Annotated in this window: 15 protein-coding genes; 11 read left to right on the top strand and 4 right to left on the bottom strand. The window is 43.0% G+C overall.

Translation table 11 applies throughout. From position 1 onward, the window contains the following. The first annotated feature begins 123 nt into the window (after positions 1–123). From CCS02_RS01555 to CCS02_RS01525, 6 genes are all read left to right on the top strand, one after another. Entirely contained in the window at positions 124–1,734 is a 1,611-nt protein-coding gene (locus tag CCS02_RS01555) for an ATP-binding cassette domain-containing protein (RefSeq protein WP_100635429.1), read from the top strand. After that, positions 1,731–3,332, top strand: coding sequence for an ABC transporter ATP-binding protein (locus CCS02_RS01550; protein ID WP_100635427.1), 1,602 nt, complete (start codon positions 1,731–1,733; stop codon positions 3,330–3,332). Before CCS02_RS01555 ends, CCS02_RS01550 begins: the two co-directional genes overlap by 4 nt. Before the next feature lie 578 nt (positions 3,333–3,910). Continuing rightward, complete coding sequence (gene fepB, locus CCS02_RS01540; protein ID WP_232728794.1) at positions 3,911–4,942, top strand: Fe2+-enterobactin ABC transporter substrate-binding protein; 1,032 nt, start codon at positions 3,911–3,913, stop codon at positions 4,940–4,942. Further along, positions 4,939–5,955: a Fe(3+)-siderophore ABC transporter permease gene (gene fepD, locus CCS02_RS01535; RefSeq protein WP_232728793.1), complete on the top strand. Its 1,017-nt coding sequence runs from the start codon at positions 4,939–4,941 to the stop codon at positions 5,953–5,955. The genes fepB (CCS02_RS01540) and fepD overlap by 4 nt, the downstream gene beginning before the upstream one ends. After that, positions 5,952–6,968 (top strand): FecCD family ABC transporter permease, encoded by a 1,017-nt coding sequence (locus CCS02_RS01530; protein WP_100635425.1) that lies wholly within the window; start codon positions 5,952–5,954, stop codon positions 6,966–6,968. The genes fepD and CCS02_RS01530 overlap by 4 nt, the downstream gene beginning before the upstream one ends. After that, the gene (locus CCS02_RS01525) at positions 6,965–7,816 is read left to right on the top strand and encodes an ABC transporter ATP-binding protein (RefSeq protein WP_084122076.1); all 852 of its coding nucleotides are present in this window, start codon (positions 6,965–6,967) and stop codon (positions 7,814–7,816) included. Before CCS02_RS01530 ends, CCS02_RS01525 begins: the two co-directional genes overlap by 4 nt. A gap of 80 nt (positions 7,817–7,896) precedes the next feature. On the opposite strand, the gene CCS02_RS22435 is transcribed toward CCS02_RS01525, so the two are convergent. From CCS02_RS22435 to fes (CCS02_RS01515), 3 genes are read right to left on the bottom strand one after another with little or no spacing between them, the layout of a single operon-like run. Next, entirely contained in the window at positions 7,897–8,673 is a 777-nt protein-coding gene (locus tag CCS02_RS22435) for an MFS transporter (protein WP_269800418.1), read from the bottom strand. After that, positions 8,670–9,194, bottom strand: a complete 525-nt coding sequence (locus CCS02_RS22430) for an MFS transporter (protein ID WP_269800417.1) — start codon at positions 9,192–9,194, stop codon at positions 8,670–8,672. Before CCS02_RS22430 ends, CCS02_RS22435 begins: the two co-directional genes overlap by 4 nt. 10 nt (positions 9,195–9,204) lie before the next feature. Continuing rightward, positions 9,205–10,512, bottom strand: coding sequence for an enterochelin esterase (fes, locus tag CCS02_RS01515; protein WP_157807961.1), 1,308 nt, complete (start codon positions 10,510–10,512; stop codon positions 9,205–9,207). A 135-nt stretch (positions 10,513–10,647) separates the two neighbouring features. Between fes (CCS02_RS01515) and fepB (CCS02_RS01510) the strand changes: the two genes are divergently transcribed. The 5 genes from fepB (CCS02_RS01510) to entS all read left to right on the top strand — a co-directional run bounded on the left by fepB (CCS02_RS01510) (position 10,648) and on the right by entS (position 21,977). Further along, positions 10,648–11,706 carry a Fe2+-enterobactin ABC transporter substrate-binding protein gene (gene fepB, locus CCS02_RS01510; RefSeq protein WP_100635419.1) on the top strand — a complete coding sequence of 353 codons (1,059 nt, stop codon included), beginning with the start codon at positions 10,648–10,650 and terminating at the stop codon, positions 11,704–11,706. A 105-nt stretch (positions 11,707–11,811) separates the two neighbouring features. Next, positions 11,812–13,032 (top strand): enterochelin esterase, encoded by a 1,221-nt coding sequence (fes, locus tag CCS02_RS01505; RefSeq protein WP_072837946.1) that lies wholly within the window; start codon positions 11,812–11,814, stop codon positions 13,030–13,032. A 41-nt stretch (positions 13,033–13,073) separates the two neighbouring features. After that, positions 13,074–13,298 carry an MbtH family protein gene (locus tag CCS02_RS01500; protein WP_072837945.1) on the top strand — a complete coding sequence of 75 codons (225 nt, stop codon included), beginning with the start codon at positions 13,074–13,076 and terminating at the stop codon, positions 13,296–13,298. Between the two features lie 11 nt (positions 13,299–13,309). Next, entirely contained in the window at positions 13,310–20,695 is a 7,386-nt protein-coding gene (locus tag CCS02_RS01495) for a non-ribosomal peptide synthetase (protein WP_100635417.1), read from the top strand. A 22-nt stretch (positions 20,696–20,717) separates the two neighbouring features. Beyond that, on the top strand, positions 20,718–21,977 hold the full coding sequence (entS, locus tag CCS02_RS01490) for an enterobactin transporter EntS (protein WP_100635414.1): 1,260 nt from the start codon (positions 20,718–20,720) through the stop codon (positions 21,975–21,977). A gap of 124 nt (positions 21,978–22,101) precedes the next feature. On the opposite strand, the gene CCS02_RS01485 is transcribed toward entS, so the two are convergent. Beyond that, the gene (locus CCS02_RS01485; RefSeq protein ID WP_072837942.1) at positions 22,102–24,072 is read right to left on the bottom strand and encodes a TonB-dependent receptor plug domain-containing protein; all 1,971 of its coding nucleotides are present in this window, start codon (positions 24,070–24,072) and stop codon (positions 22,102–22,104) included. Between the last annotated feature and the right edge of the window lie 91 nt (positions 24,073–24,163).

Genomic DNA, 24,163 nt, shown 5'->3' with positions numbered 1-24,163 from the left:
TTAGAATGCTGCTTAATCTTAATAATTTGGCACCAACATCAGCCAAACCTAAGATAACAGAGTTAATAAAGATAAGGTTGTAAACCTTATGAAACAACTAAATTATGGACAATTGAGGCTAACATGAGCAAACCAAACTTACGCTGTCTTATTACTAACCCATTGATAGGATTAACATTACAACCAGCATTGCCTAAGCTTCTTGCTGGGACGCTTTTATCATCCTTATCTGGCTTAGCCACGCTCGCAGCCTTTTGGTGCATGGTTCAATTGATTAGCGATATATCTGCTTATTGGGTTATTACTGCGATAATATTGTGGCTTTTAAGTGCTGCATTTTCAGCCTCAGCTTCATGGCTTGCACACGATGCCGAGGCCGCATTTTCAGGAAAGTTACGTCGTCAAGTTGCCAATCACCTTACTCGCTTACCTGCATCAACACTGTCTGGACAAGGTGACCAGAGCTTAAGAAGCCTTGTTTCAGATGATATTGCAAAATTACATCATATGGTGGCTCATTTACCTTCAGAAATTGCTAACTTAGCAGTCTTACCGCTAGCCTCTATTACTTTATTAATTAGCATGGTTGGTCCTGAAACACTCTGGGTGTTATTACCAGGCCTTATTGCCTCATTATATTATCTCGTAGTAGTACCACGCATTACTGCTCGCGATGGAGCTGCACGCATGAAGGTTATGGCTGAGGTGATATCTGCAGTTGACGATTACGCGCGCGGCATTAGAGTAAATAGAATATATGGGCGTCAATCTGGAGCTTTAGCCACTTATCATGATTCAGCGGAACGTTTTACTAACAGCATGGTTATGTGGGTAAGTAAAGTCGCAACATTTGCAGGGATTGCCGTAGCATTGCTACAAGCTGTCGCGACGTTTGCTATTGCCTATTTAGTGTCTTATGACCAAAACACTATAATATTAGCCGCAACATTATTTTTCAGCTTAGCAATTGTGACACCCGCTTTGCGTCTCGGACATGGACTTGATTATGTAAGTACGGGGAAATCAGCAATGGGGAGAATAATAAAGCTGCTGCAGACGCCTACATTACCAACAGGTCAATTAACACAGTTAGGTACTCCACCTATACTTGCAATTAAAGATGCTGAATACTCTATAGGCAAAGTCAAGACTCTTGATAAACTAAACTATATTTTTGAACCCAGCACTATGACTGCAATCACTGGTCCAAGTGGTGCAGGAAAAACAACCCTCTTGCGCATTTTAGCAGGGCTTGAACCTCTGCAAAAAGGGCATATCCAGCTAGCCCAAACAGACATTTCTCAACTAGATGAACAAGTTCGACACCAAACCTTTCTATTCATACCACAAGGTGCAGATGTACTACCCGCAACCGTAGAAGAAAATTTAAGATTATCAGCCCCAAATGCTACTGATGAACAACTAAAATCAGCCCTTCTAACAGCACAGTTAGACATCGATTTAAATACAGATGCTCAAATACTATCAGGCGGTGAACGACAACGAATAGGTATTGCAAGGGTATTTCTATCTTCAGCACATGTGATATTACTTGATGAACCAACCAGCGCTTTAGATCAAATAAAGGCAACTAAATTAATTGAATCGCTAGAACACTTAGCTCGAAATCAAGACAAAACTATTATTATAGTTACGCACGATAAAGCCTTAGCAACCAAAGCAAGTGCTCACCTTGAATTGAAGCGTAAAACTACATCAGGAGAGTTATTATGAGCATTGCAGTAAACACACCACACAAAAAAACAATACCTGCATTGCCACCTATTGCGCGTAAGCGATTAATTATTGTTAGCATTGGCTGGATATTAGTAGCCGCTTTAGAAGCAATTGCTTACACTATTTTGGCACTTGGGATTATCAACTATTGGTCACCAAAATGGATTTTAATCAGCGCTGGCGTTGCTGTTTTCGCAACAGTTTTAGTGAATCGCATAGGCTATTTAACAGGAGTTAGACTCGCTGGCGACTTATATGCAGCATTAGGGCAGTCTCTTGCTCGCACCAAGTTATCTTGGTTTACTAATGATCATCGTGCACAAGTAGCTAACATTGCTGGGCAAGGTATTCCTAGATTTATGAGCATTCCAGCTCACCAACTTCAAAGTTTTCTTCACGCTCCATGCATTCCTCTATTTCTAATATTCGGCATATATGTTCTTGTGAGTCTAGATGTAGCCCTAGTTGCCGCCGCATTACTTACATTATCATTGATCGCACAATTCTTATCACAGCAAGCACTTGGACATGCAGATGCAAGGCGACATGATACAGAAGCAAAAACATCAGAAGCAACTATTGAATTAGTTGATCATATTGAGCTATTACGCACAGCAGCAGGACCTGTGCGAACAATAGAACGAATTGAGCATCGCTGGAAAAATCAGGAAAGGGCGTTAATCAAAACTAATAAAGCGGCTGCTTTCGCCGTATTTATTTCTTCGTTAGCAAGCATAATGCCTATAGCAGGAATGGCTGCATATTTGATATTTACTGGATTTAATAGCCCTACAGTCATATTAGCACTCCTAATCATGGTTAGCCGTGCCGCAGCCCCTCTTGGCGACTTGGCAACAGCAGGATTAGGCATTAATGACCTACGAGCTTCATTAAATAATTTTAAGGCAGCTACAAACACACCGATATTACCCGAGCCTACTACTGCACAGGCAAACGTACAAACTGCATCAGATAGCCACCATATTTTAGTTCAAGGTGTAAGCTATGCTCCTATGCTAAACAATATCAATGTAGACATCCCGATTGGCAGCAGAGTATTAGTGACGGGACCTAGTGGTAGCGGCAAGAGCACCCTACTTGAACTACTAATGAGATTTGATGATCCCACACAAGGTCATATTACAATTAATGGAATTAAACTAAATGAAATGACCTATGATGGACTGGCTTCTAATATCGCTTTTGTGCCGCAGGATCCTATCGTATTTACAGGAACTTTAGCTGAAAATATTCGCATTGGTAAGCCAGATGCTTCAGATAAAGAAATTGAAGATATTGCGAGAAAATCCACACTCAGCTCTATAATTGATCGTTCACCTGATGGCATACATCAATCAATTGGCCAGCAAGGTAGCGCGTTATCAGGGGGTGAACGCCAACGTGTAGCATTGGCTCGCGCCCTAATCAAAAACGCTCCCATCTTAATATTAGACGAAGCAACAGCTGCGCTAGATGAGGCAACAGAACAGGAAATTATTAACGTAATTCATGATCTATCTGCGACCATCATTTTTGTAACTCATAGAGACCCATCTATTTGGCAACCCACACAGTCTATTTATTTAAATAGTTAATGCCATTTATTCCATGAAAAAGCACTAATACTTTTTAAAAAACGCCTCTTTCAAGTGAAGAATACTTCTCATGATATTACGCTTATCAGCTTTGTTTGTGATGCTATGTATAGCATCACTTATGATTGGAGCCCAGCAATTGATACGACTAAACTAATGATTTGAGTTTCATTGACCACACTTCCATGAAGCTAGTACCAGCAGTAAAATGATATTTACTATTGCTTTTTGCTTTGCTACAAGCCTCATCTTCATTACCATCATTAACCGTATTGAATTCAAAAACACCTTACTCATCCCTGTATTAAGCCTAATGTATGGCAGCATATTGAGCTCAATAGCTGAGTTTTATGCCTATAAAAATAATATCCTCCAAAGCATGCAAGGATGGTTATTAGGTGACCGCACCAAACTCACTAAACTCAAAGTTATCAGTCCCTAGAGCATTATTTTTTAGTGTTTTACTGCATAAAAGCAGCGAAAGATTAAAAAATAAATACAAATGATTATCAATAGTATAAAAAACCCATTCTCATCTATATAATAACGCGTTCTTTTTGGTCTACAGGATTTTAGACATGGTTCGTTTTATGACACACTTCAAACAAGTTTTCGCTCTTCTTTTTTTAAGTCTCACTTTAGCAAGCTGTGATCAATCACCTCCAGCCTTACCAGACAAATCACAATTAAAAATAGATCAGGTAGAAAAAAGCTCATCGGGTTGGCCAAGAACAATCATGACCCCTGAAGGTTCACTCACCCTCAATAAAAAACCAACCAGAATTGTGTCCACCAGCGTCACCTTGACGGGTACTTTACTCGCCATCAAGGCACCACTTGTTGGTTCTGGCGCCACCATGGCGAATACCAGCGTTGCATCTGAACAAGGGTTCATGCGCCAGTGGGCAGATATCGCAGAAACTCGAGGTATCATCCCCCTATATCAGACCGAACCCAATGCCGAAGCGATAATCAAAGCCAACCCAGATCTGATCATCATTTCTGCAACAGGTGGCGATTCCGCCATCAAGCTTTATGAGCAACTTAAAGATATCGCACCCACATTGGTCATTGCGTATGACGACAAAAGCTGGATGCAATTAGCAAACATCTTTGGCGACATTCTTGGTTTAGAAGAACAAGCGAAAACCATGATCCAGCACTTCGAACAAGAAGTGAAACACACCAAAACTACAATTAATCTACCGCCTCAACCGACCACGGCCATGGTCTACTACCAAGACGACACTGGTGCCAATATTTGGACCTCAGAGTCAGCACAGGGTCGATTATTACAAGAACTTGGCTTTACTCTAGCTGACATCCCCGAGAGCGTAAAAGGCAATATCAGCATGGGGATTCGTCATGACATTATCATCGCTACTGGGGAAAGGTTTCCTGATGCGGTAACTGGCAACACCACACTGCTGTTTTCAGCCAGCTCAGATAGAGAACAAGCCTTTATAGATAACCCTTATTTACATGAAACAAGCTCAGTACAAAACAAACAGGTATTCTCTGTTGGCGATGATACCTTTCGCTTGGACTATTACAGCGCAACCAATTTATTAAAACGATTACAAGCACTGTTTGGACGTGAAAAGTCATGACCAATAACACAATGTCCGCGTCAAAGAGCAAGCGATATGCTTGGTTATTCGCATTGCTGCTATTTTTATTCATTATTATGATCGCCAGTTTATGCATTGGGGCTAAGCCGATTTCCATGGACATGCTGTGGAATATCTTCATGGGCAAAGAACATGGACTTACCAAAACCATTGTTATTGAAGGTCGTTTACCACGCACTTTAAATGGGCTTTTTGTCGGTATGGCGCTTGGAACGTCTGGCGCACTGATTCAGGCGATAACCCGAAATCCTTTGGCGGATCCCGGCATTCTTGGCGTTAACTTAGGCGCCAGTTTAGCCATAGCAATTGCCATCGTCTTTTTAGGCGCAACTCAGCTGACTCAATTTTTTGGCTACGCGGCTCTGGGCGCTTTTTTAGCCAGTTTATTAGTATATTTCGTTGGCAGCATTGGCGGCGGTAAAACCGACCCTCTGAAACTTACGCTAGCAGGGGTTGCCATTGGCGCCGTATTTGGCGGTATTAGCTCTGGCCTTACTCTTTTTAATCCAAGTGCATTTGATCAAATGCGTTTTTGGGCAGTTGGTAGTCTAGATATTCGGTCGTTATCTGTCCCATTATTTATCGCCCCTATTGTCATCGGTGGCTGTTTATTAGCCATATCGATTACCCCAGCTCTTAATGCATTTGGATTAGGCGATTCTTTGGCCTCAGCACTGGGCAGCAAGCCCGCTCGGATTCAGTTGTTAGGGCTAATAGCAGTTACATTGCTCTGTGGCGCTGCCACTGCGGCGGCTGGACCCATTGGTTTTGTCAGTCTTATGATGCCGCATATTGCTCGCTGGATGGTGGGCCCAGATCAACGTTGGATCATCCCCTTTTGCTTTATCCTAACGCCTATATTGCTATTAATTGCTGACATCATCGGGCGTGTATTAATTGTTGGGGAGTTACGGGTTTCTATTGTGACCGCGTTTATCGGCGCACCTATTCTGATTTATTTAGTGCGCAAAAAAGGAGCTTCTGGACTATGAAGATCTATCGTACCTACACACTGACAATAATCAATGTTATCAGCCACTACCCAAAGCAAATCATTTGTTCTTTTACTCTTGCGTTGATCATTGCCACACTTTTTTTTGGCCAACACATTGCCGAAAATACTCAAGATATTTGGCAACTTATCACAGGCCAAGCAGACCCATATCAATCCATTGTTGTGTGGCAATGGCGAGCATCTAGATTGTTTGCCGCCTTAGTAATCGGTGCGGCGCTAGGAATCAGTGGTGCCGTATTTCAATCACTGGTTCGAAACCCTTTAGGTAGCCCTGACATCACTGGCTTTAATGTGGGCGCCTTTACGGGTGTTTTACTGTCTATTGCATTGTTCGGCAATATCTATTGGTTAAGTGTATTGGGCGCAATTCTGGGCGGTCTTTTTTCAGCATTGCTCGTTTATATTTTCGCCTATAGAGATGGCCATTCTGGTTTTCGATTAATCATTGTAGGCATCGCGATTAGTGCCACCCTTTCTGCGTTTAACCAATGGCTGATACTCAGCGTTTCATTGGAAACAGCAATGACAGCAGCGCTATGGAGTGCAGGCACACTCAATGGTATGACCTGGGCGCGCATATTGCCAGCAGCGGTACTCATTACGGTCTTTATCCTTTGTGCTTTTTTGCTTAATACTCGTATGAAATTACTCGAAATGGGCGACGATACCGCGGCGGCGCTGGGCGTTTCAGTGAATAAAACCCGTCTCGCCCTAATGTTTGTTGGCGTTGCTCTAACCGCTGTAGCCACCGCCATCACAGGCCCAATAGCCTTCATTGCTCTGGCCGCGCCTCAGATAGCAAAACGTCTTGAAAACAGCGCGAGCACCTCATTAGGATCATCCGCTCTAGTCGGCGGCTTGTTATTACTTAGCGCAGATTTTATCGCGCAACATGGCTGGGAAGGCTCGACATTACCGGTAGGACTCATCACCGTGAGCTTGGGTGGTATTTATCTAGTGTTTTTAATTATTCGTGAGGGAAGAAAATGACAGCAACAGTCACAGAAATTCAGCAGAACAAATCAAACGATACAGACTATCAAGCTTTGCCAGAACTTTCTTTGTCGACCCAATCTGTTACCCTCGGTTACGATCAAACAATCATCGCCAACAATCTCTCGGTTGATATTCCTGAAGGTAAGTTCAGTATTATTGTTGGCCCAAATGGCTGTGGAAAATCCACTTTACTAAGAGCACTGAGTAGATTGCTGCCACCAACATCTGGCCAAGTACGACTAAATGGCCAAGACATTCATAGCTTACCAACCCGTGAGGTAGCAAAAATACTGGGGCTCTTACCACAAAGCGCAATTGCTCCTGATGGCATAAAAGTGGTCGATTTAGTCGCTCGTGGCCGTTTCCCCCATCAGAAATGGTTTCAGCCTTGGCGCGAACAAGACCAGATAGCCGTAGAGTCTGCAATGAAAGCAACGGGCATAATGGAGTTCGCTCAGCATCATGTTGATCAACTTTCTGGAGGGCAAAAACAACGTGTATGGGTAGCAATGGCATTGGCTCAAGAAACGCCATTACTGTTATTAGATGAGCCAACAACGTACTTAGATATCGCTCATCAAATTGAGCTGATGGATTTATTTCAAGACTTAAACCGCCTACAAGGTCATACCATGGTGGCGGTTCTGCATGACCTTAATCACGCTTGCCGATACGCTGACAATCTTATTGCTATGAAAGCAGGAAAAATCATTGCCTCTGGCGCCCCCAAAGACATAGTCACTGAAGCACTTATTGAAGACGTATTTGGCTTACCCTGTATGATTCTGGAAGATCCTGTTTCGGGTACACCATTAATCATTCCCAAAGGCCGACAAGTATAGTTGAACAGCAAGCTATAAATAAAAAAATGGCGATGTCCTGAGACATCGCCATTTTTTAGACTGCACAAGTAAAAGAGCGATTATGCCGTAGCATCTTTTGCTTGAAGAGTTTCTTTTTTAGCAACGTCATCATCAGGAAAGAGCGTCGTATCAATCAAGCTGACACTTCTTAATGAACGCACTCCTGCGCTTAATAATACAGTTGCTGCTGCACAACCAAAGCCAAGCGCGACCAAGCCCATGACTGGCGATAGCATTTTTACAATCACACCAATGCCTAATGCACCAGCAGAATCGCCTACCACATCTTGCGCTGTCCAGAAGCTACCAATTCGCCCTAACATATGATCGGGAGTATGACCTTGTACAATGGTGTATTGCAGCAAACCACCAATCGACCCTAGATAACCAAACACCGCCAAGGCAAGCAGCATCAACACTAAATGTCCCATAAACCCCAACGCAGAGACACACAAAAAGGAGAAAAACGCCGTGAACAGCATAACCATACCTGGCCTCTTCGCATGACGAACCCAACCGCTAGTAAGTGCTCCTAAGGTCGATCCTACAGGCACCGCGGCGTACATGAGCCCCACCTCAAACGCCCCGCCACCAAACGCGGTTGCCGCTAAAGCAGGAAATAAAATACGAATTGATTTGGTGACTGCTTCTAGCGTACCCAAGGCAACAACGGCACGAATAACTTTATGCGTAAATACAAAGCTAAATCCGTCCATTAAAGAGCGAATCGGGTGTTCTTGAGGCCCACCTTCTTGCGGCTTCATGTTTGGCAAAGTAACCAAGGTAATTAACGTACAAAGCGTACCTATCGCAGCCAAGGTATAGTTCCATGTCACCCAAATGACACAATTACCACACCGGCAATGGCGGGTGAAATGACGGAACCAATTCGCACAATCAACATGCTCAATGCACCCGCTGTTGGCAAATTTTCTCGCCCGACTAAATGAGGAATAGACGCCATTAATGCTGTCATTCCAATCGCACTGAAAAAACCGTCCCAAAGGGAAATGGCATAAACGGCCCATAGACTTGGCTCTGACAAATACGCATTGGCTGCAAGCAAAACAAAACCAACACCGCAAATAAAGCGCGAAAATAGAATCAGCCATTTGCGGTCCATTCTGTCAGCTAAAACACCTCCTAGCATCAAACCGACAAACATACCCATTCCATCTAACGCTACGGCAAAACCAACCTGTAAACTTGATCCCGTTAACTCATATATTTGTACCGGCACGGCAACATTTAGCATTCCTATGCCCAGTACAGACATCAACCGCGCAATAAAAATCGCCCGAAAATGCCTATTGGTTTTTAGTAAACTAAAGTCCAACATAATCTTTGATTTAGACATAACAACTCAGTTAATCCGCCATGTCAGCAGGAATCAAAAACAACAATCCCTTTATCAAGCCAGAGCGCCACGAGAGCCAATCATGGCCACCACAGAAGACCTCATATCGCACACAGCCCCCTTTTCCTTTAATGGCCTGGCGAGTCTGCTCATTGTAAACACACATATCTTCTTCGCCCGTTCCAACACTTTGATAAACCTTTAAGTGCGAAACACTTACTCGGTCATTCAATATTTGCTCTGCAAGACTATCGGCTGGAATAGGTTTAGACGCGATAACATTATCAGGATCAACCATTCGGTCTTTGTCAGGCCACCAAAAAGACCCTGATAAGCTAATCACCTTCGAAAAGACATCTGGAAAAGTAATACCGGCGTACAAAGCAGAAAGCCCACCTAAACTCTGGCCTGCGACAAGAAAATCAGTAGCAGAGCAATCGTCTTTAGCAAGTATTGACGTTACTATTGGCAAAAGCTCATCTAACAAAGATTGCCAAAAAGGGTGATGACAACTCAGCTCTTTCCAGCGAGTTAGCCCATCAATTGAAGGCACCAAAAGATAATGAGCAGGTGCTATTTTAGAGGTATCTGTTAAATACTGGAGAACCGATAGTGTGCCACTTGGCGCTCCCCATTTTTGTCCATCAAGCAATATAACCAATGGTGCGTCACTCGTTGCAGTCGAGAAAAGCCAAGCTGTTCGCTGGTTACCCAGTTCTTTTGAAGACCAATCGATAGAATTAACACGACTCGCTGAAATAGCATTCAATTCTCCACGATCCCATTCTTGCCAACCCAATTCAGTTGCGGCTTTAGGAAGGTGAAGTGGTGAACTTATCCCCCAACCAGAGCTCAGTACAGGCAATGGATTTAAAGGATCAGGAATTTGGTTACCAGCAACAGACATCCACCAAGCGCGTTGAGCTTCTCTTGAGCCATCGCCCGCTTGTAGCACAAGATCTGGCAACTGGTTCTCTTCTATTGGAATGAAGGAGTAACTGCCTCTCCATTTAGAATCCACAGTTAACTGACCAAACCACACATCCGTACCACTTATTCGATGCAGGCAGACTGGTTCCCAACTGTGATGATCGGTGATTGAGTTCACATCCAACAATACGCTCGCTATTGAAGATTTCTCATCCGTTCCGTGTGGATCCTGCCAAATAAATAGAACAACACTCGTTTGAGGGTTTTTAACTTTAATAAAAGGCGCTCCAATCGCGTGAACATCTTTCCACCACTTACTACTACCAATCTGACTTTCAGGTAAAAGAAAACTACACAATAGTTGTGGTAAACCCGTACTTTCGATCAATTCTATTTCCTCTACAAAAACATTCATGAATTAAGTATTTATAAGCCTTGTAAGACACATATGATAATGATTATCATATGTGTTAATTGAATCAATATCTACTTAAAGACATCATTTGCATTAGGAACTCTGATAATGACGCACAGAACTCAACGCCTTTCCCTCTGGGCTAGCCTACTTTCACTATGCATTTTAATGACAGCTTGTGATGATGCATCCAATAAATACGTTAGCACTCAAAGTACCACGCAGCTAAAAATTGATGAGGTAAGTAAAGGTGTATCAGGATGGCCAAGAACGCTTATGACGAGTCATGGCCCTGTCACCCTCACCAAGCAACCGACACGAATCGTCTCCACTAGTGTCACCATGACTGGAACATTATTAGCCATTGATGCTCCCATTATTGGCTCAGGTGCAACAATTCCTAATACCAACATCTCTGATGACCAAGGTTTTTTCACTCAATGGAGTGAATTTGCCTCGAAGAAAGGCTTAAAGGTGCTTTATCAGACAGAACACAATGCGGAGGCGGTTATTCGAGAAAATCCTGATCTTATACTCATCTCCGCAACAGGTGGTGATTCAGCCCTTAAGCTCTACGATCAATTAAAAGACATCGCACCGACAGCAGTCATTAACTATGGAGATAAAAGCTGGATGCAACTTGCCAAGGTATTGGGCAACTTCATTGGTTTAGAAGAAAATGCAAACATACTGATCGATACGTTTAATCAGCAAATAGATCAGTTCAAAGAAGTGGCAACACTCCCACCTCAACCAACAACCGCACTGGTTTACTATCGAGACGGTACAGGGGGCAACATCTGGACATCCGAATCGGCTCAGGGTCAACTTTTAACCCAGTTAGGATTCACCTTGTCACCTATTCCAGATTCGATGCGCGGCGATTTAAGCATGGGAAAACGCAATGACATAGTCATCGCTAGTGGTGAACGTTTCCCCGATGCGTTAACCGGAAACACATTGCTCTTGTTTGCTACAGAACCGCCTCAAGAAGCAATGGTAAAAAACAATGCTTACCTTGCTGAAACTCCAGCCATCCTTAATAACTCCATCTACGCAGTAGGAAATGATACTTTCAGGCTCGATTATTTTAGCTCAAGTAACATGATTCAGCGTTTAACAAACTTATTTAAAAAAGACAAACATGCACTGACTTCCAACCCTTAAACACTAATTGAAGACACTCGCCTATTCTAAGGTGAATTTAGACAAATCTATTTCACTTTAGAATGGGCGCCTTTTAATAAAGGTGCCATTATTAAAGTCAACACTATGCAGAAAATACAACCTATTAATCCTTTGTTCCATCATCAAGATGTAGGCTCTCATGAGTGGTGGCAGGATATTAAGCAAGCAGGGACACCTTTAATCGTAAAGGTCGATGAGAATAAAAGCCTTGTCTCCTTTATTTGGCGAGACCCAGATGGAAAGCGCTCTGATATCGATACCGTTTATATTGATATCTATTCGAAAACGCCTCATCCCACCCAGCAGCTGACAGGTTTCACCCGACTTAAAGGTAGTGATGTTTGGTTCTGGGAAACAGAACTTGAAAACGACTGGCTTGGTAGCTATTTTTTAATGCCAGCCACACACAATCAACGCCCACCACTACACAAAAATCATCAATATATTCGCCGATGGTGGATCCAATTAATGGGCTTAACTGCGCAGTCTGATCCATTAAACTTATTACCCGCCCATAGTAACGGAAACGGAATAACACTCTCAGCCCTTTGTCTAAGTGAAGATAAAAAAAACACGTTCAAATATTCAAATGTAGAAACACAGGGCATCCTAAAAGAATGCATATGGCAAAGTGAGCGACTCACTAATGAACGCCGCATTTGGCTCTACAGAACAAGTAATAACACTCAAGAATCACTGCCTGTCGTACTGTTATTCGATGGACAATATTGGGCAAATCACCTACCAATTTATGCAGAGCTAGACGGACTAACCTTATCTGGTCAGCTTCCGAAAGCCCAATATGTCTTCATCGATTCGATTAACACTTCTCATAGAAATATTGAGCTTGCTTGTAATACCGATTTCTGGATCGCCATCCAGAAAGAATTACTCCCATGGGTGAATGCTCAATACCCCATTACGGATAAACCTGAAAAAACAACCGTTGCAGGTCAAAGCCTTGGTGGCCTTTGCGCTATTTTTGGGGCTTTTCACTGGCCTGAATACTTTGCTACAGCCATCAGTCAATCGGGTTCATTTTGGTGGCCTGATGTCGACTCTCAACCAGGAGAAGGTAGGTTAATTCAAGAGATTTCAAATGCAGATTTAACCACAACCCCTCTAAATATTGTGATGGAGGCCGGATGCTATGAGAAAGACATGCTAGAGGTCAGCCAAATAATGGCAAAAGCACTCAAAAGCAATGGACATCATGTTCGCTATCGAGAATTTAGGGGGGGTCATGACTGGCTATGCTGGCGCCAAGGTCTCATTCACAGCCTATTACAGGCGCTTAATAGCTAATTATTAACAACTATATACCGCGTCATAAGGACCAAACACCTATGGACAATAACCAATACCTCAACCCATTCGACAATGAAAAACTGTCATTCCTTGTGCTTCTAAACCAACAGGGGCAGTACAGCTTATGGCCAGAATTCGCCTCACTCCCAAAAGGATGGGAAGTAGTGCTAGGTCCTGTACCTAGAAGTGAATGCGTAACGTACGTTGAACAGCATTGGAAAGCGATTAATCCATTTGATAATACAGTGACAGAAAGCCGATAAGGAACCCTATTATGCGATCTAAAAGACTCCCTCTTACCAATACACAACAAGGGATATGGCTAGCTGATCAGGTATCAGAAGACAAACACCTCTACACTATTTCGCACTGCTTAGAAATGAAAGGTAATATTCAAAGTGGATATTTAGAACAAGCCATCCGTTTAGCACTTGGTGAAGCCGATACAGTTCTCGCTCATTACGGAGATGGAAAACAAACACTTCTTGACCCGAAAGAAGCTAATAACATCCACATAGAAAAAATCGACTTAACGCAAAACAATGCAGGTCGCGAACAAGCGCTGGCAATCATGCAAGCAGACACAGAACAAGACCTTCCACTCACCAATGACGGCCAAAAACCGCTGCAGAAACAGATATTAATTTCCATCACAGAGAATGGTCATAGTGTCTGGCTTTGGTATCAGCGCTACCATCATATTATGTTAGACGGATTCAGCTTCACCGCTATCACCAAACGAGTGGCCGATATCTACAATCACTTGTTAAAAAAACAACCTATTTCCGATTCACCTTTTATTTCAGTCACCCAGGTAATAGATGAAGAAAGTACATATCAGGCATCCGAAAGATATCAGAACGATAAAATATTCTGGACCGACTATTGCATTGACATGCCATCCCCTGTCAGCCTTTCAAATACACCCACTATAAACGATCTAGGTAAATCAAGCTTAATACGCCATATCACGCCAATAACACCTCATCAACTAGAAAAGCTGAACGTACTGGCTGACTCAATTAAAAGCAGCAGCGCTGAGCTATTAATGAGCCTTATAACCACCTACCTCTTCCGAGTAACTGGTCAAACTAGCCAAGTCATTGGAATGCCTTTTATGAGGCGCTTAGGCTCTGTATCTGTGTCATCCGTCGCGCCCATGGTCAATGTGCTGCCGATGAAAATAGACTTAGAACCCCACATGCAATGGCATCACATCACAAAAACGTTTAAGCGTTCTTTAAAAACGATTCGTCGCCACCAAAACTACAGCGCAGAACAAATTCAGCGAGACATAGGTAAGGTCGGATCGTCTGGGCTTTATAACACGCTCATCAACTACAAACAGTTTGATTACGAACTCAATTTTGCAGGCATTGCAGGCATTACCCATCATTTGGCCACAGGCCCTGTGGATGATTTTGAGTTCAGTATTATTGTCGAAAAAGAAAAAACATATTTCGAGCTAAGAGCAAATGCACATAAATATAATTCCGCGATTCTAGAGCAGCACGGCCTACGCCTTTTTACCATGCTAACGCATTGGCTGAAAGCTCCCGAAACCCCATTAGCCCAACTATCCATTCTACCTGAAGAGGAACACAAAGCTCTTATCGCATGGGGAAAAGGGCGCCAATTCAAACCCGAAAACGTATCCAATATTTTAGACGTTTTCTGGCAACAAGTAGTAGACAAACCAGAAGCGACAGCGCTTGTCTGCCGCCATCCAGACGAAGACATTGAAACACGCTTTACGTTTCTCGAACTAGGTCAAGCTATCAACCGCTTAAGTCATTTTTTACTAGCACACCCTAGTCTTCAACAGGCCGAAGGCAAAACTGTCATTGCCTGCGCCATGCCTCGTAGCGCTCAATCTGTTATCGCGATGATGTCTATTCTAAATACAGGAGCAACCTACTTACCACTGGATTTAGGATACCCAAAAGAACGCATGGAAATGATGTGTGAAGATACATGTCCCGTTTTGCTATTGACCCATTCCAGTGTCTCGCTAGGGTTAAATCTTCCTGTGATTAACCTAGACGATGAATCATTTGTCTCGTTACTCGCCACCCATCCAGACACCCACATTACAGAAGCAGATAGACCAACACCCAGCAAGGACGACATCGCCTATGTAATCTTCACCTCAGGTAGCACAGGTCGACCAAAGGGTGTAATGAACACCCATGCCGCCATGCTGAACCTACTGTTTTCTCACCAAGAATCCATTTACCGTCCAACCCAAAAAGTGGTTCAAGAACGTCACCCAGGGCGCGCTCTACGAGCGGCGCACACCCATTCATTTTCTTTCGACTCTTCGTGGTTGCAGATTTTCTGGCTGATTCAAGGAGAAGAACTCTATGTGTTTGATGAAGATACGCGACGCGACGCCTATGCCATTGTAGAAGAGGTTCATAAGATCCAAATTGATGCCATGGACTTGCCGCCGTCTCTGTTAGCGCAACTGCTTAACAATGGTTTGATGGCAGATCAATCCGGCACATCAAACCATCAACCAAGCCTAATATTGATTGGTGGCGAAGCATGCCCAGCGGCACTTTGGCAGCAACTGAGAAGCTACCCAAAACTAAAATCTCATAATCTTTATGGGCCAACAGAATACACAGTAGATACACTGCGTGCCGACCTAACACAGCATGATATGCCTATCATTGGCCGCCCTATTGCAAACACACATACTTATATTTTAGATACTCAGTTACAGCTTGTTCCCATCGGCGTCCTAGGTGAACTTTATATATCAGGCGCAGGTTTAGCCCACGGCTATTTGGCACGATCGGAACTCAGTGCTAGCCGTTTTATTGCTGACCCTTTTAGCGACCAAGCCGGCACCCGCATGTATCGAACCGGCGACATCGTACGCTGGAATCAAGCAGGCTACGTAGAATTTATGGGGCGTGGAGACGATCAGGTTAAAATCCGTGGCTACCGAGTTGAAATAGGCGAAGTAGAAAACGCTCTCTCAAAATTAGAGCATGTCGAAAGTGCAATTGTCATTGCTGAAGCGCTAAATAACAGCCACAGACTAATTGGCTATTGCGTGATACCAGGCTTATCAACAAAACAACAGCAAGACCACGGACAAATATTATTAGCAGAATTACGCAATAATCTACCTGATTACATGGTGCCATCAGGCCTTTGTGTTATGTCAGCTTTCCCACGTAATGTCAGCGGTAAAGTAGATAAAAAGGCCTTACCTAAAATAGACATTACAGCTTCCTTAGAAGCCCAAGCATTACCTGTGAATGAAGATGAAATACGGCTCTGTGATTGTTTTTCAAAAGTATTAAAGATAGACAAAATTGGCGCGACGGACGATTTTTTTGTTCTCGGTGGCGACAGTATTAGCGCCATTATGCTTTGCACAGCAATACGAAATACAGGCTATGCATTGCGTCCAAGCCAAGTTTTCAAACTACGCACTCCACGAGAGCTTGCCGTCGAGATGACGCCCACATCAGACGCTTTACCCTCTGATCACATCAATAAATGGACTCTATCACAAGATCAGCTAAGTACACTGTCATTACATTATGAGCCAATTAGTGACGTTGCACCGCTACTACCATTACAAAAAGGCATATTATTTGAAACCATGATGAATTCGGCTTCTGGTAATTACAACGCATATACACGCCTAAATTTTACCGGTGAAATGAACCTATCCACTTTACAGAATGCACTAAACGCCCTGCTAATCCGCTACTCTCAATTAGCCGGTGCTTTTGATAGCGAACACTTTGCAGAACCTGTATTCATCATTCCCGATACTAAACAACAAACTTGGCAATGGCCTCTGAGCACTCATGACATCAGCTTATATCCTGACGATAAAAAACCAGCCGCATTAGAAGAACTAGAGCAAACCTTCTTAAAAACCCAACATAAGACAGAGGCATTCTCCGGCATGATTCACGCCGCTTATGTATATTTAGGAAAAGATGGAACAACAAGGAAACCTAAATCGGCGCTGATCCTAATCGTCCATCACCTTATTATCGATGGTTGGTCTACGCCCCTTCTATTACGCAGCCTACTTGATGCCTACCAGCAACAAACTCACTATCTTAGCCCTACTCCCAATAGTTACACCGAGGTAATCAAGCAACTATACAATCGTGATCAGAAGGCGAGTTTAGAGAAATGGCAGGATGTCATGCATCAAGTACAACCTTGCCTATTATTTGAACAGCGCCATGATGAAGTGAGCGAATTTGAACTCTCTTTAAGCCACACCACAAGCAGACAGCTAACATCTCAACTTAAAGAACGTGGTGTGACCTTAAATGTTTTCATGCAAGCACTTTGGGCCCAAGCATTAAATCTATTATCAGGTAAAGAGGACATAATTTTCGGTTCGCCCGTCTCTGGGCGAAGCACCAATATCGTTGGTATTGAGGACCAAGTTGGCCTATTTCTAAATACGCTGCCAATTCGCGTGATGATAGACCCTACTTTATCGCTCTGGGAACAGTTGCCGATCATGCAAGAACGTCATATCGAACTCTTAGAACATGACGCAATTGGTCTTGCGGAAATACAAAATATAACGGGGAATCAAACCTTGTTTGATACTTTATTAGTGGTGGAAAACTACCCGGACAGCGGATATCTAGACACCAAATTACAAGGTAAAGACGGCAACCCACTGACGGTCAGCGACATTCATAACCGCGGCTACAGTCACTATCCATTGGCTTTATTAGTATTACCCGGTGAAGAAATTACTTTCCTTATCGAAAACCGTGGTGCATTAACGCATTTTGAAGTGGAAGCCTTAGCACATAGATTGCAGCAAACTATTGAAATCTGTCTTAAAGACCCTCGACGACCACTGTGCCGATACGAAAGTCTTAGCTCTCAGGAAGTTCGCTTCATTACCCGTATTAACGATACGAAGCAATCTGTTCCTGAATTAACCTTACAATCGGCATTAGCAATACAAGCACAAACTACGCCGGAGGCTCTCTGCCTTTCAGATCAACAACATCAGTTGAATTATCAAGAAGCTCGATATCAAGTGCAAGTCCTGGCATCAAAGCTGCGCAATGAAGGTGTTACTGAAGGTCATATTGTTGCCGTCGCCTTACCAAGAAGCTGTCACTTAAGCTTGGCCATTTGGGCCATTATTGAAGTGGGGGCGGCCTATTTACCTTTAGACCTTGGTTATCCTGATGATCGCCTCGCCTACATGCTCGACGATGCCTCACCTGTATTGTTAGTCACCCAGAGCTCTCAAAAAAACCGTTTTCTTAACATAAATACAAACATAAAACGCCTTGCCTTTGATGAGCTATTTGACCAGTCTTACGATAAAAACTCGGCACATCAATACAAAAACACCAAGCCAATAGCGGCCAGCGCGATTACAGGTGAACATCCTGCTTATTTAATTTATACGTCAGGTACCACAGGTCGTCCAAAGGGCGTATTGGTTTCCCATAAAGCAATAATCAACCGTATTTTATGGATGCAGCATGAATACCACCTCACCCCTGACGACGTCGTCTTACAAAAAACGCCCTGCAGTTTCGACGTTTCTGTTTGGGAGTTTTTTTGGGCGCCAATGGTTGGTGCATCTTTAGTCATGGCGGCCCCTGAAGCTCACCGCGATCCAGAACTACTCATGCAAACCATCGACCAATATGCTATCAGCACCTTGCATTTTGTTCCTTCTATGCTCGCTATTTTTACGGCAAGCATGCAAAGCAAGGACGATAATTCGCCTACTTGCAAATCACTTAAACAGGTATTCTGCAGCGGTGAAGCATTGCTAAAAACACAAGCCATTGCTTTCAAAGACTGCTCTAACGCTCAACTGCATAACCTTTATGGGCCAACCGAAGCCGCTGTTGATGTGACTTATAAACCCGCTTTTGAGGATTTGTCTTCACATGGCCAAGGCGTCGCGATTGGAAAACCCGTGTGGAACACAGAACTAAGGGTGCTAGATCAGTACTTACGGCCCGTCCCTATTGGTGCAACAGGAGAGCTTTATTTATGCGGTACTCAGTTAGCTATTGGCTATTTAGATCGCCCAGAACTCAATTGTGTTCGGTTTGTCGCTGACCCTTTTGGACAAGCCGGAGACAGAATGTACCGTACAGGCGATATCGTCCGCTGGTTAGAAAACGGGGATATTGAGTATTTAGGCAGAGCGGACAATCAAATCAAAATCCGTGGCCAACGCATTGAACTAGGAGAAATTGAAACGCTTCTTCTACAACAAAATACAATCGAACAAGCGGTCGTCGTAGCCCGTACATTGAATAATGAAACCGCCAACAATACGGGACAAGATAATCGCCAGTTAGTGGCCTATCTCACATTAAATGCTTCAACAAACTATGATGAATCAGCAGTTAAACTTGCGCTCTCCGAAGAACTACCAAGTCATATGCTGCCTGTCGCTTATGTCATCTTAGGCAGCCTACCACTCAGTGCCAATGGCAAACTTGACCGAAATGCACTTCCAGAACCCAACATAGCAAAAAACACGCTCACGTCCAACGTGTCTAGAGCACCATCGATCGGACTAGAAAGTCAGCTGGCACGCCTGTTTACAACGCTTTTAGGAATAGAAAACATCAAAGCTGAAGATGATTTCTTTGCACTAGGAGGTCACTCTTTACTCGCCATGAGGCTAGCTGCGGATATACGTAGAGAAGTGAAACGACCTATTACAGTAGGACAAATAATGGTTACCTCTACGGTTGCCAAACTCGCCCGACTCTTAAGCAAAGACACAGAGCAACATAGCCGCGAAAAGCTGGAAGCCATGATGGATGGCAGCAATGCAATGACTGCCAGTAACGCAAATGGCTTTGACCATTTGATTTACCTTCGTGAAGGGCAAGGTGAACCACTGTTTTGCTTCTATCCTGGATCTGGCTTTGCTTGGCAATACAGTGTGTTATCCCGCTATTTAAAAGGTGAACACCCTATTATTGGCTTACAATCTCCCAGACCCAACGGTTTAATCGCCAGTAGCGCAACGATGGAAGAACTAATCGACCAACAACTTCATGTCATTCGTCAAGAACAAGCACACGGTCCCTATTATTTATTGGGCTATTCCCTCGGAGGAACCGTTGCTTATGGCGTCGCAGCTAAGCTTAGAGAAATAGGGGAAGACGTTAACTTCCTCGGTCTATTAGATACTTATCCAGCCGAAGTTCATGATTGGAATGACCCGCAAGGAGAAGAGGCCGCTATGTACGCGGAGCGTGAACAAACACAACTTCTAAGCACTGCAATAACAGATGAAGATCCTAGTGAAATGACACTTTTTGTCAAACAAGAACAAAATCAGATGCTTGAGCAAATTCTTGCCAATTATAAAGATGCAGTTCGCTTACTGAAAAAAGCCACCACTCCGACCTATGATGCAAGAGTGAATATCTTTATTGCACAGAAATCGCTGCCTGATTACATCAATCCAACCATCGATTGGCCACCTTATGCAGATCAAGTGTGTTTTCACACTTTGGCTCATTGCAGCCACGAAGACATTTTATCTCCTGAGCATCTGAAAACATTGGGGCCATTGCTCAATCAGCTTATTCATGACGCAAAACAAGATCCATCATTAAATTTAAAAGATCGTTCTGATACATCATCAGAATTAGCTTAACCATTTCAAAAAGAGAGTGAATGTGAGCGATACCAAGAAAAAATCAATATTTGTGGATTTCAGTTTATTAGCAACCCACAGGAATTTTCGCAATATATTTATTGCCCGTACTATTTCTATACTCGGTTTAGGCATGCTTTCCGTGTCCATTCCTGTACAGGTGTATTCTTTAACCAACGACAGCTTGCATGTAGGCATCGTCATGGCACTAGAAGGAATAGGCCTGTTTATTGGCCTACTTCTAGGTGGTGTTTTAGCCGACATGTATGAACGTAAACGCATAATCCTTTTTGCGCGAACTATTTGTGGGTTAGGTTTTCTCGCTATGGCCATTAATGCATGGTTACCAGAACCCTCTTTATGGGCCATTTATATTCTCTCTATTTGGGACGGCTTCTTTGGTGCATTGGGTGTCACTGCATTAATGGCGTGCATGCCTTTTATTGTTGGCAGAGAAAATCTCATGCAAGCTCGCGCTATCAGCATGGTAAGTGTGCGTTTAGCAACAGTCATTTCACCAGCTATTGGCGGCGTTATTATTGCTGTTTCTGATGTGGCTTGGAACTATATGATTGCTGCTGTGGGTACAGGCATAACTCTTATGGCTCTTCTATCTTTACCAACAATGCGACCCAAAGAAGTAAAAAGTCACAATCCACTCAAATCATTATGGGACGGCTTTACATATCTATGCACCAATAAAATTGTTGCCAGCGTGGTAATAATGGGAACCTTAGTCACCTTAACAACAGCGATACGCGTGCTCTTTCCAGCCCTTGCTGATAGCGTCTACGGCGGTGGCGCCTGGACAGTTGGCTTGATGTATTCTGCCGTTCCATTAGGTGCAACGATGGGCGCTATTATTAGTGGCTGGGCAAATCATGTAGCAAAACCAGGCTTGGTAATGATGCTTATCAGCCTTGCTGCTTTTCTCTGTTTAATGGGAATTGGCAGTACAACCTATTTTCCTCTTACCCTTATCCTTCTGGCAGCCTTTGGTTACCTTGTGTCTATTACCTCATTACTGCAATACAGCTTTGTTCAAGGTCATACCCCTGACCATTATTTAGGTCGCATAAATGGCATATGGACGGCTCAAGATGCTTCTGGTGATTCTGTAGGAACACTTTCTATCGGAGCATTAGGAAAACTACTCTCGTCATTAGGTAGTATCTTTGCTTTTGGTACCGTCGCAATGGGACTTGGATTGATACTATTGGCCAGCTTAAAAACGCTAAGAAGTAGTACACTGAATGATCCAAACCTAATTAAAGAAAGTTAAGCCTATTTTCAACCCATGCTCCTAAGCCTCCCTATGCGGAGGCTTTTTCATACCTATAAAACCCACACATAAAAAAACGTACATGTTTTTAGCATGTACGTCTTTTCAACCAGTTCATAACACTTTAGAAGTTATAAGCTGCACTTACAAAGAAGTTACGACCAAGCTCATAAGTTGTATAACCCGTATCTTCTTCATCTAAACGAACATCTCCAATATTCTTAATACCAGCTCGAAGTGTTAAGTTTTCGGTAACGTCAGCGGTCAAACCTATATCCGTACGGTAATACGAAGGCAGCGTGCTATACACATTGCCTGCACCTGAGTACTGCATACCAGATATATAATTAACAGACAGGTAGGTTGCCAATGTGTCCGTCACTTGGTAATCGAATGACAAACTTGCTTGATGTTCCGGACGTCCAGTTAAAGAGGTTTTTAAACCATCAGAATCTTCAGCTTCCGTATCTAAATAAGTGTAATTTGCTTTCAATAAAAGATCATCTGTTAAAGGAGTTGAAGCACTCAATTCCAAACCTTGTGTCATCGCTGTAGCAACATTAACCCACTTAGCTGAATTAGCTTTGCCGCTACTATCATAACCGACCTCACGCTCTATCAAGTTATCAATATCATTACGGAAGACAGCAGCGGTAACATTTAAACTTCTGGTATGATAATCCACGCCAAATTCATAACTAATACTGGTTTCCGCTTCTAGATCAGGATTACCAGACAAAGTACAAGATCCTCCACAACTTACGGTACGATACTCTTCGCTTAATTTACTAACTTCTGGTGCTTTAAAAGCCTTGGTGACACCACCTTTTATAGTCCATGAATTACTGGCGTTGTATACAAGATAAGCTTTAGGAGAAAAATTATTTCCATAGATATCGTGATTATCTACACGTCCACCTAAAGTAAAAATGAGCTTATCTGTTAAAGCTATTTCATCTTGAGCAAACAAACCATACTGATCTATGTTATATTCACCAGAATCTAAAAGTGTATAGCTATTTTTTAGCTGCTCATTTTGGTAATCCACACCAGCCATAAGTGCATGCATACCAATTACTTTGTTAGCATAACCTTTTGCATAAGTGTTATTTGCTTCTAGGCCAGAGTGGGCTTTAGGCTCGCCATATTGAGAGTTATAGTCGTATATATCACTTTCTTCACGTTTAATATAAGCAGTAGTATTCGCCCAATCCCATCGCCCCTTATGAGTGATAGCCAAATCGGTACGAGTAATTTCTTGCTCGCGCGTAGCACCGCCTGTATTAAAAACTTGGTAAGGACGTTCATCGTGGTTATAACCAAAGTCAACATCGACCTCCTGATTATCCGCAACCTGCCAAGTCAAAGTAGAAACTAAGTTTTGTGCATTTTTCTTTTCACGCAATGGAGAAATGTCACTCTCATTAGCAAACCAAGCTTTTTGTCTTAAATCTTCAACGCTAACGGAAAGAGCTACTTTATCACTGATAGCCCCCATTCCAGACACACCTAAACGATATTGGTCACCACCTTCCCCAGATTCAATTTTGCGCATTTCTGCACTTGCAGTACCAGTCCAGCCAGCATCAGCAAGCGGCCTTTTAGTAATAATATTTACCACGCCACCAATAGCATCCGCACCATAAAGCACAGACATTGGCCCACGAATAATTTCAATTCTTTCTATAGAATTCAACGGTACACTATTGAAATCGGTATCACTGCCTTTATCAAAAGCACTTCCAGCAGAAACACGTTTGCCATTTACTAATAAAACTGTATATCCGCCATCCAAGCCGCGAATCTGAATCGAATCACGACCTGTTTCATCACTAAAATTATTAACACCTACTGTTTCTCTAAGTAAATCGGCCACACTGTTTACTGTAGATTTAGCGATATCATCCTTAGTTACTACTGTTGCAAAGGCAGGAATATCCTCAATCTTTTTAGCTTCCATTGTTGCTGTAACAACTAGCGTATCTAACTGCTCAGCATCTTCAGACAAATTAACTTCATTATCTTCACTTGCAGCAAAACTCATCATTGGGATAGCTGCCAGCATGCTGACTATTAGTTTTTTCTTGGAAAACATAAAGCTCCATCACTCCTCAAGTTATTAAACAATCAAAAAACACCAGTTAATAGTATTGCGAAGCATTATCATTATCAATAAGATTAACAAA

Source organism: Marinomonas sp. ef1, from assembly GCF_002806845.1.
Taxonomy (GTDB): domain Bacteria; phylum Pseudomonadota; class Gammaproteobacteria; order Pseudomonadales; family Marinomonadaceae; genus Marinomonas; species Marinomonas polaris.
Note: the sequence above shows the minus strand (reverse complement) of the source record. Positions and strands in the feature narration are given on the sequence as shown.

Coding starts and splice junctions, on each gene's coding strand:
- CCS02_RS01555 (WP_100635429.1), top strand. CDS start 124: ATGAGCAAACCAAACTTACGCTGTCTTATTACTAACCCATTGATAGGA.
- CCS02_RS01550 (WP_100635427.1), top strand. CDS start 1,731: ATGAGCATTGCAGTAAACACACCACACAAAAAAACAATACCTGCATTG.
- fepB (WP_232728794.1), top strand. CDS start 3,911: ATGGTTCGTTTTATGACACACTTCAAACAAGTTTTCGCTCTTCTTTTT.
- fepD (WP_232728793.1), top strand. CDS start 4,939: ATGACCAATAACACAATGTCCGCGTCAAAGAGCAAGCGATATGCTTGG.
- CCS02_RS01530 (WP_100635425.1), top strand. CDS start 5,952: ATGAAGATCTATCGTACCTACACACTGACAATAATCAATGTTATCAGC.
- CCS02_RS01525 (WP_084122076.1), top strand. CDS start 6,965: ATGACAGCAACAGTCACAGAAATTCAGCAGAACAAATCAAACGATACA.
- CCS02_RS22430 (WP_269800417.1), bottom strand. CDS start 9,194: ATGTCTAAATCAAAGATTATGTTGGACTTTAGTTTACTAAAAACCAAT.
- fepB (WP_100635419.1), top strand. CDS start 10,648: ATGACGCACAGAACTCAACGCCTTTCCCTCTGGGCTAGCCTACTTTCA.
- fes (WP_072837946.1), top strand. CDS start 11,812: ATGCAGAAAATACAACCTATTAATCCTTTGTTCCATCATCAAGATGTA.
- CCS02_RS01500 (WP_072837945.1), top strand. CDS start 13,074: ATGGACAATAACCAATACCTCAACCCATTCGACAATGAAAAACTGTCA.
- CCS02_RS01495 (WP_100635417.1), top strand. CDS start 13,310: ATGCGATCTAAAAGACTCCCTCTTACCAATACACAACAAGGGATATGG.
- CCS02_RS01485 (WP_072837942.1), bottom strand. CDS start 24,072: ATGTTTTCCAAGAAAAAACTAATAGTCAGCATGCTGGCAGCTATCCCA.